We start from the raw sequence: 8,283 nt of genomic DNA on the forward strand, positions 1-8,283 counted from the left end.
GGCATTACAACACCAGACTGATAAGGCAGTCGGCACTTCGGTTTCAGTAGTGAATCTGTGTCGAAAGTCGCTGCTTTGTCAGTCACATTAATCCTTTGATTTAGATCAACAAAGCGGCGAAATCATCTGTTGGCGCAAAGCCGATCTTGTACTCTTGCACCCGCAATCACTAGCCCCAGAAAAATAATCATTTTCACACATTGTTTCAATGTGCTTACGCAGGATAAATCGACATGCTCAATTTCAGAAATAGAACGCTGAGGACAAAACTCGGTATCAGCTTCGCCGTGGTGATATTCCTGTCATTTCTGATAGCAAGCTTCTCAATATATTCACTCCGGCAAATGACTGAGGCCAAGCAGCAAGTCATTGAATTGATGGATCTTGCGATTTATCAAGTGGAGAAAGAGGTCGATCATCTTGCCTGGACCAATCAACTGGCCAACAGTTTTCTGCTTGAAACACCATTTACAGGGCAGTTGGATCCTGAAAAGTGTGATTTCGGTCAGTGGTATTACGCATTCAGAGAAACAAACATCTACGAAAAAGCGTCACCGGAGTTCAGAGCTGCTTTTGATGCGATAGAGCAACCGCATTTCAACTTGCATCAGAGTGCCGTACGTATTCAGGATTACATGCAAAGCAATCAGGGGAATGCTGCGATTGGTGTTTACGGTCGTGACGTACAACAGCATTTGCAGCAGGTTCGGTTGCACCTCGATGAGATCAAATCCTCTCTGGCAGCAGAGAGGGCGTTAATCATTTCAGAAGCGTCCAAGTCGGCACAAAGGATGACTTATGTTCAGATTGCGCTGGCATTGCTTGTCTTGTTAATCAGCGCAGTTCTAGCGACAAAAATAATCAACAGTATCAGTTCCAGAATGTCAGCATTGACACAGCGGGTTAAGGAGATGGCTGATGGTCATTTCAATCAACAAGCGTTGCCAGTTGATGACAAAGACGAAATAGGCATCAGTATTGAGGCATTTAATGTAATGGCAGAAAAAACTGCCAATCTGGTGATGGAAGTGAATAATTCCGTCGCTCATTTGATGAAGTCGGCTGAAAAACTCTCTTTGGTGAATATGGAAACCAATAAGGGGGTTCATCAGCAACAAACGGAAACCGATCTTGTTGCGACGGCAATGAATGAAATGTCGGCGACAGTACAGGAAGTTGCCAGGAATACCCAAATGGCTGCAGATGCGGCTCAGAATGCTTCATCACAGGCGGTCGCGGGTCAGTCAATTGTGGTCGAAAGCATTCGGGTTATTAATTCGCTTGCTTCTGAAATTATCAAAACCTCATCGGTCATTGAAAATGTGCATAGCAGCTCACAGTCAATTAATCAGGTGTTGGAAGTGATTCAGGGAATCGCCGAACAAACCAATCTGTTGGCACTCAATGCAGCAATTGAGGCGGCGAGAGCCGGTGAACACGGTAGAGGCTTTGCGGTGGTCGCTGATGAGGTACGCCATTTGGCAAACCGTACTCACCAATCAACCGATGAAATCAAAGATATGATTCGACAACTCCAAACCGCAGCAACGACGGCTGTGGAAGTGATGGAAAAGAGTGAAACAGAAGCAAAACTCAGTGTTCAACGAGCGGCTGAAACTGACGAAGCACTCACAGCAATCAATCAGGCAGTTGCCCAAATTAATCAAATGAATATTCAGATTGCCAGTGCGTCAGAGGAGCAAAGCGCCGTGGCAGAGGAAATCAATCGAAATCTGTGCAACATCAGTGCGATTGCTGAATCTAACTCTGAACTTTCAGACAAAACTATGGACGCGAGTCGTGCCCTCGAACAAACTGCAGAAAATTTGCATGTCACGGCCAGCAAATTTAATGTGAGTGGGGCAGGGTCTGTAAATCCCTGATAGCTGAAGCTTCTGGTGTGCAAACAGCCACCCGCAGTGGTGGCTGACAGAAAGTGACAGACGCTGGTGATACTCTGGTAGATAGCTATCAAACAGGATAAATCATGAGTGACTCCACCATTCAATCAAGCATGATCACATTGGCCAGACATCGACTCAAAGCATTAAAAGTCGCCTTGGTTGGCCGCGCAGCGGATCTCAATCTGGTTCAGAACACTTTCCATCAACTCACCGGACTGACCAGTCTGCGTTTTGTACAGAATCACGGATTAGATGAGGCAACATGCAAGGAGCTGAGCATTATCGATAATCTTGCGATTTTGAGTGTGCTGTATTCTCACCCTGAAGTCTTGGACAAGTTTTCCAGCGAGTCACAGCAGTTATCTCGATATCTGGATATGCCCGGTCGCGAGCTGCTGGATCTGTTGTTCAAACAAGGTGGTCGCTTTAACAATCAGGAAGCGGTTTCCGTGGCAATTCATCGCGGCTTGATTGACGATATTCATCACGAGGCTGAAGCCTACCGGCGATTAGAACTTCGAGAACGGAGCTCTCAAGACAGGGGACATTAACAGGAGAGACGGCAGGCTCCATCTCTCCTGAAGTCGTTATTGACTGGCTTGCAGTGAGGCCATATCAATGACAAAACGATAACGTACATCCGCCCGTTCCATCCGCTCAAAAGCTTCATTGATTTGATCCATGCGGATCATTTCACACTCCGGCAGCACATTCATGCGCGCACAAAAATCCAGCATTTCCTGAGTTTCGGCAATGCCGCCAATCAATGAACCGGAAATATGTCGACGACCAAACACCAAGGGTGAGGTATCGGTGCCATCGACAGGGCCTAACTGACCAACCAGTACCAGACTGGCATCCAGATCCAGCAAGGGCACATAAGGTGTCAAATCATGTTTGACCGGCACGGTATCGATGATCAGATCAAAACTGGATTGCGCCTCGGTCATTGCTTGTGCATCTTTGGATACCAGAAAAGCATCGGCACCCAGTGACATGGCATCCGCTTGTTTGCTGGCTGAGGTGCTGATGACAGTGACATGAGCACCCAATGCAACGGCCAGTTTGACCGCCATATGGCCCAGACCACCCATGCCAATCACACCGACGCGTGAGCCAGGACCGACGCCCCAATGCCGCAGTGGTGAATACGTGGTGATACCGGCACATAACAAGGGCGCCGCACGCGCCAAATCCAGAGTTTCTGGTACTTTCAGTACAAATTCCTCACGCACGACAATGTGTTTTGAATAGCCGCCATGGGTGATGCTGCCGTCAATGCGATCAGGTGAACCGTAGGTGAGGGTGAAACCATTGCGACAGTACTGTTCTTCGCCGCTATGGCAGGAATCACAATCCTGACAACTATCGACCATGCAGCCCACGGCGACATGCTCACCTACTTGATACTGACTGACTTCCGCGCCGATGGCAGTGACCTTGCCAACGATTTCATGGCCGGGCACCACCGGATAAGTGCTGGCATTCCAGTCGTTGCGTGCCATGTGTAAATCAGAGTGGCAAACACCGCAATAAAGAATCTCTATGGCGACATCGTTATCGCGTAGTGCTCGTCGTTCAAATGACAAGGGCGCAAGTCTGGATTGAGCCGTCTGAGCAGCATAACCAATGGTTTTCATAGCAAGACTCCAAGTGACTTTTTTGAGAGAAAATCAAGCATAGCAGCTTGAGGTGACAGTTAAAAAAAAACGAGCACCCCACCAAAGCAGGGCACTCGTTTTTGTCTGTGATGTGAAGCGAGTTACTTCAAATCAAACCGATCAGCATTCATCACTTTGACCCAGACCTTGGCAAAATCACGAACAAATTTCTCCTGATTATCATCCTGGGCATAGACTTCAGCGTAGGAACGCAGAATCGAATTGGAACCAAACACCAAATCAACACGAGTCGCGGTCCATTTCACCTTGCCGGTTTTACGATCCACAATCTCGTAAAGATTAGTGCCTGCCGGTTTCCAGCTATTGGCCATATCGGTCAGATTCACGAAGAAATCGTTACTCAGCACGCCCTCACGGTCGGTGAACACACCATGTTTGCTGGCACCGTGATTGGTGCCCAATACCCGCATACCACCAATCAGTACAGTCATCTCATGTGCGGTTAATCCGAGTAATTGCGCTCTATCCAGCAATAATTCCTCGGGAGCGACTGCGTAGTCCTTCATCTGCCAGTTACGGAAACCGTCATGAATTGGCTCCAGTGGTTCGAACGAGTCAATATCGGTCTGTTCCTGACTGGCATCGCCCCGACCTGCTGCAAACGGCACGGTGATATTGACACCCGCGGCCTGAGCCGCTTTTTCAACCGCTGCAGTACCGCCAAGCACGATCAAGTCAGCCAGACTGACTTTTTTACTGAGACTCGATTGAATGCTCTCAAGCTGTTTTGAGTACTTTTTGTAAACGCTCCGGCTCGTTGCCTTGCCAGTCTTTTTGAGGCGCAAGGCGAATCCGTGCACCATTGGCACCGCCACGGAAATCCGAACCACGGAACGTTCTGGCACTGTCCCAAGCCGTTGCCACCAGTTCGGCGATGCTAAGACCACTATCGAGCAGTTTGGCTTTCAAGTCAGCTACTTCAGCATCAGTCAGTGTGTAATCAACGCTGGGCACTGGATCCTGCCAGATTAAATCTTCGGCTGGCACATCGTCACCCAGATAGCGTGCTTTGGGGCCAAGATCACGATGGGTCAGCTTGAACCATGCACGAGCAAAGGTTTCAGTGAAATAATCTGGATCTTTATAGAAGCGCTCGGAAATCTTGCGATATTCCGGATCCATTTTCATTGCCATATCGGCGTCGGTCATAATTGGGTTGCGACGCACACTCGGATTGAAAGCATCAACGGGTTTGTCTTCCTCGCGGATGTTGACCGGCTCCCACTGCCAGGCACCTGCCGGACTTTTGGTCAGCTCCCAGTCGTAGTTCAGCAATAAATGGAAGTAGCCGTTATCCCATTGGGTTGGATGTGTTGTCCAAGCACCTTCAAGACCACTGGTCACTGAATCCTCGCTGTGACCTTTGCCTTTTGGGTTAGTCCAACCGAAACCTTGTTCATGAATATCGGCTGCTTCCGGTTCTGGTCCCAGTACACTGGCATCGCCATTACCATGGGCTTTACCGACAGTGTGCCCACCGGCAGTCAAGGCCACCGTTTCTTCATCGTTCATGGCCATTCGGGCAAAGGTTTCACGAACATCCTGTGCCGTTCTCAACGGATCAGGCTGACCATCAACACCTTCCGGGTTAACGTAAATCAGGCCCATCATCACCGCTGCCAACGGGTTTTCCAGTGACTGGCGATCACCGGGATAGCGACTGTCTTTGTTGGTGCTCGGCGCCAGCCATTCTTTTTCTGAACCCCAGTAGATATCTTTTTCCGGATGCCAGATATCGGCACGGCCGCCGCCAAAGCCAAAGGTTTTCAGCCCCATTGATTCGTAGGCGATATTGCCGGCCAAAATGATCAAATCAGCCCATGACAGTTTGTTGCCGTATTTTTTCTTGATCGGCCAGAGCAGACGACGTGCCTTGTCGAGATTGCCGTTATCGGGCCAACTGTTCAAAGGCGCAAAGCGCTGATTACCCGTACCTGCGCCACCGCGACCATCGGCGACGCGGTAAGTACCTGCGGCATGCCAGGCCATACGAATCATCAAACCGCCGTAATGGCCCCAGTCGGCTGGCCACCAATCCTGGCTGTCAGTCATCAGGGCATGCAGATCTTTTTTGACCGCTTGCAAATCCAGTTTTTTGAATTCTTCGGCGTAATCAAAATCTTCGCCGAGTGGGTTGGTTTTAGTATCGTGCTGATGAAGAATGTCCAGGTTGAGTGATTTCGGCCACCACTCCGTTACAGTAGTGCCAGATTCAGTCATGGCACCGTGCATAACGGGACATTTACCGCTGTGTGAGTTATTTTTTTCGTTCATGGTTAGTTCCTTCCCCCCTGATTACCGGTTTCGAGAGGTTCACAGTTGAACCTACATTTCAAGACTATCACGGCTAATAATTGATAATCATGAGAATAAACTATGCCAGTAATCGCCTCTAGCGATTACTGGTTGAGTGGATCAATGCTAACAGCGACCCTGCATCGCAAGTCCAGGCGGACAGTGCTTGGTGCGACGGCCATCGATATAGGTTCTGCCATCATAGTGATGACGATCTCGATAATTCTGATGGCCTTCATCTTCAGCAGTTGTCACAGCAGCGCCTACACCAGCGCCTAATGCGCCCCCGATAATTGCACCATCACGTCCAGCAACTTCATTACCAACAGCTGCACCGAGTCCACCGCCAATGGCACCACCAATTGCTGCATCAACCGTGCTTGAATCAGTCGCACCAGCGTTGAAACTAAATAAAGCCAGCGCAAGCAAAAAATATCGTTTATTCATAAGATGACTCCTTTTTATGTTGGGCGCTACAGATTATCACCTGAGATGACTCCGAAGGGTTCTGACCGTTTCACTTATTAGCTGATATCGGGAAATTTTTCCCGAAATTGAGGCAGTCATTGGGCTTAAGGCGCCTGAAAGACTCATTGGAAATATTTCTGAGCCTAGTGGTTAAGCAGGGATGGATCCATTGGTTGAATCAGACTGTGCTGAATCGCCAACAGCGTGAGTTCTATATCGGAGTTCACGCCGAGTTTACTCTTGATCTGATAATGGTAATTGCAGACCGTTTTTTGACTGATGTTAAGAAATTGCGCGATTTCTTCGGTTGAATGGGCATTAACCAACAAGCGCAGAATTTCATACTCGCGTGCTGAGAGTGTGTTCAGCAAGGTGCGATTGCCTAGCAGACTCTCCAAGGCAAGCAGTTTTTCGATATCCGAACTCAAGGCCACTTTGCCCTGATGGACACGATAAACCGAATCAATCAGGCTTTGCGGCGGCATGTTTTTAGTGACATACCCTAATGCGCCAGCCTGAATAGCTCTGGTCACCAATTCCGGGTTTAGATGCATGGTGAAAACAACGATCTTGGCGCGGGCATCGTATTTGATGATTTTGCTGATACATTCAAGTCCACTACCTCCGGGTAGTGATAAATCCGTGATCATCACATCCGGCTGGTGTGTTTTGTACTGAATATAGGCTTCCTTGGCAGTAGTTGCCTCGGCCACCACAATCAGATCGGGAGATTCAGCCAGCAAGGCTTTATAGCCATCTCTGACAATGGCATGGTCATCGACCATCAGGATACGGATATTATTTTCATTCATCATTTTGTAGTGCTATGGCTGCTGATAATTGGGATAGTGACATTGATCACCAGTCCATGAGGCGATGCAATGGCAAAGTCAATCTTGCCATCAAGCATTGCAACACGTTCAAAAATTCCTGAAATCCCAAAACCAGGATTTGAAACAAAGTCCAACTGTTCAATGGTGCCATTGTCCATGATGATAATGTGCAACTGTTGCTTTGTCGGTGACGCGCTTATTTCAACGCTGGCCTGCGTTGCGTCGGAATGCTTATAAATATTGTGAAGGCACTCCTGAATGACACGAAAGACATTCAGCTGGACTGATTCTGGCAGTTTAGAAAGTTCTGCTTTATTGTGATACTGCAATTGAATCGGACTGTTAATTCGTGCTTTCCAGTGATGAATAAGTCTATGCAGACTGTTATCAAGCCCCGAATGAAGAAGGCTGTCGGTGAGTCGAAGGCTGAACAGGATATTACGCATCTGATTCATCATTTCCTGAGCGGTTACGGTCAATTTTTCAGCTGTTTCGGCCAGTTCAGGTGATGACTTTTGTGCTTTGATCGTCAGCAGAGACGACAATGCCAGCATGCCGGTCAGTGATTGTCCGAGATCATCGTGCAGTTCTCTGGAAATATGGCGTCGTTCGTCTTCCTGTACCCTGACCAGTTGTTCGGCGAGCGATTGGTTTTTTTGCTGAGCCAATCGCAGGCGTTGAACAAAATCATTGATGGCAAGGCTGATGCTCTGCCACTCGTTAATTCGGAAATCAGGCACTGGTGGACCAGATAAGTCGTTTGATAAGGCTCTTATGCTTTTTTCTATTTTCCGACTTGGCCGAATAACAATATTCATGGCAAACACCATCAACAGGCTGGTCGTCAGGATCACTACTGTACTGACGATGGCCACCTCTCGAAGTGTTGTCCAAGCGTTTGTAATCGCTTCCTTGTGACTTGGATGAAGACTTAAAACACCGTAACTTTTGTCACGATAGTCGATGCTTTGCATGGCAGGTGATTTGAGGCTGAACAGTTTGGGATACACCCAACTAAACCAGGAAGGGGCGGCGGAAAGGTGATTGCTGACCTTTGCAATAATGATAGACCGCATCGTCCAGATGATTGTGAAAAGATAA

General features: G+C 48.3%; 6 protein-coding genes and 1 pseudogene. 2 read left to right on the forward strand and 5 right to left on the reverse strand.

Features of this window, described 5'->3' with window-relative positions; translation table 11 throughout:
• The first annotated feature begins 233 nt into the window (after window positions 1-233).
• Window positions 234-1,883: a methyl-accepting chemotaxis protein gene (locus MPL1_RS07500; protein WP_009726524.1), complete on the forward strand. Its 1,650-nt coding sequence runs from the start codon at window positions 234-236 to the stop codon at window positions 1,881-1,883.
• Between the two features lie 104 nt (window positions 1,884-1,987).
• Window positions 1,988-2,455, forward strand: a complete 468-nt coding sequence (locus tag MPL1_RS07505) for a hypothetical protein (protein ID WP_009726525.1) — start codon at window positions 1,988-1,990, stop codon at window positions 2,453-2,455.
• 36 nt (window positions 2,456-2,491) lie between these two features.
• Here the strand turns inward: MPL1_RS07505 and MPL1_RS07510 are convergent, their stop codons facing one another.
• From MPL1_RS07510 to MPL1_RS07530, 5 genes and pseudogenes are all read right to left on the reverse strand, one after another.
• On the reverse strand, window positions 2,492-3,544 hold the full coding sequence (locus tag MPL1_RS07510; protein WP_009726526.1) for an NAD(P)-dependent alcohol dehydrogenase: 1,053 nt from the start codon (window positions 3,542-3,544) through the stop codon (window positions 2,492-2,494).
• A gap of 122 nt (window positions 3,545-3,666) precedes the next feature.
• Window positions 3,667-5,860: pseudogene (katG, locus tag MPL1_RS07515) on the reverse strand (catalase/peroxidase HPI).
• Window positions 5,861-6,007: 147 nt separating this feature from the next.
• Window positions 6,008-6,328 (reverse strand): hypothetical protein, encoded by a 321-nt coding sequence (locus tag MPL1_RS07520; protein ID WP_009726527.1) that lies wholly within the window; start codon window positions 6,326-6,328, stop codon window positions 6,008-6,010.
• Between the two features lie 164 nt (window positions 6,329-6,492).
• Window positions 6,493-7,164, reverse strand: coding sequence for a response regulator (locus MPL1_RS07525; RefSeq protein WP_235045552.1), 672 nt, complete (start codon window positions 7,162-7,164; stop codon window positions 6,493-6,495).
• A partial coding sequence (locus tag MPL1_RS07530; RefSeq protein ID WP_009726529.1) for a sensor histidine kinase occupies window positions 7,161-8,283 on the reverse strand: 1,123 nt, incomplete at its 5' end. The genes MPL1_RS07525 and MPL1_RS07530, both read right to left, overlap by 4 nt.

This window comes from Methylophaga lonarensis MPL (assembly GCF_000349205.1).
In the GTDB taxonomy this organism is placed as follows: Bacteria; Pseudomonadota; Gammaproteobacteria; order Nitrosococcales; family Methylophagaceae; genus Methylophaga; species Methylophaga lonarensis.

Excerpts from the sequence above, each read along its gene's own strand:
- MPL1_RS07500 (WP_009726524.1), top strand. The coding sequence starts at position 234 with ATGCTCAATTTCAGAAATAGAACGCTGAGGACAAAACTCGGTATCAGC.
- MPL1_RS07505 (WP_009726525.1), top strand. The coding sequence starts at position 1,988 with ATGAGTGACTCCACCATTCAATCAAGCATGATCACATTGGCCAGACAT.
- MPL1_RS07510 (WP_009726526.1), bottom strand. The coding sequence starts at position 3,544 with ATGAAAACCATTGGTTATGCTGCTCAGACGGCTCAATCCAGACTTGCG.
- MPL1_RS07520 (WP_009726527.1), bottom strand. The coding sequence starts at position 6,328 with ATGAATAAACGATATTTTTTGCTTGCGCTGGCTTTATTTAGTTTCAAC.
- MPL1_RS07525 (WP_235045552.1), bottom strand. The coding sequence starts at position 7,164 with ATGATGAATGAAAATAATATCCGTATCCTGATGGTCGATGACCATGCC.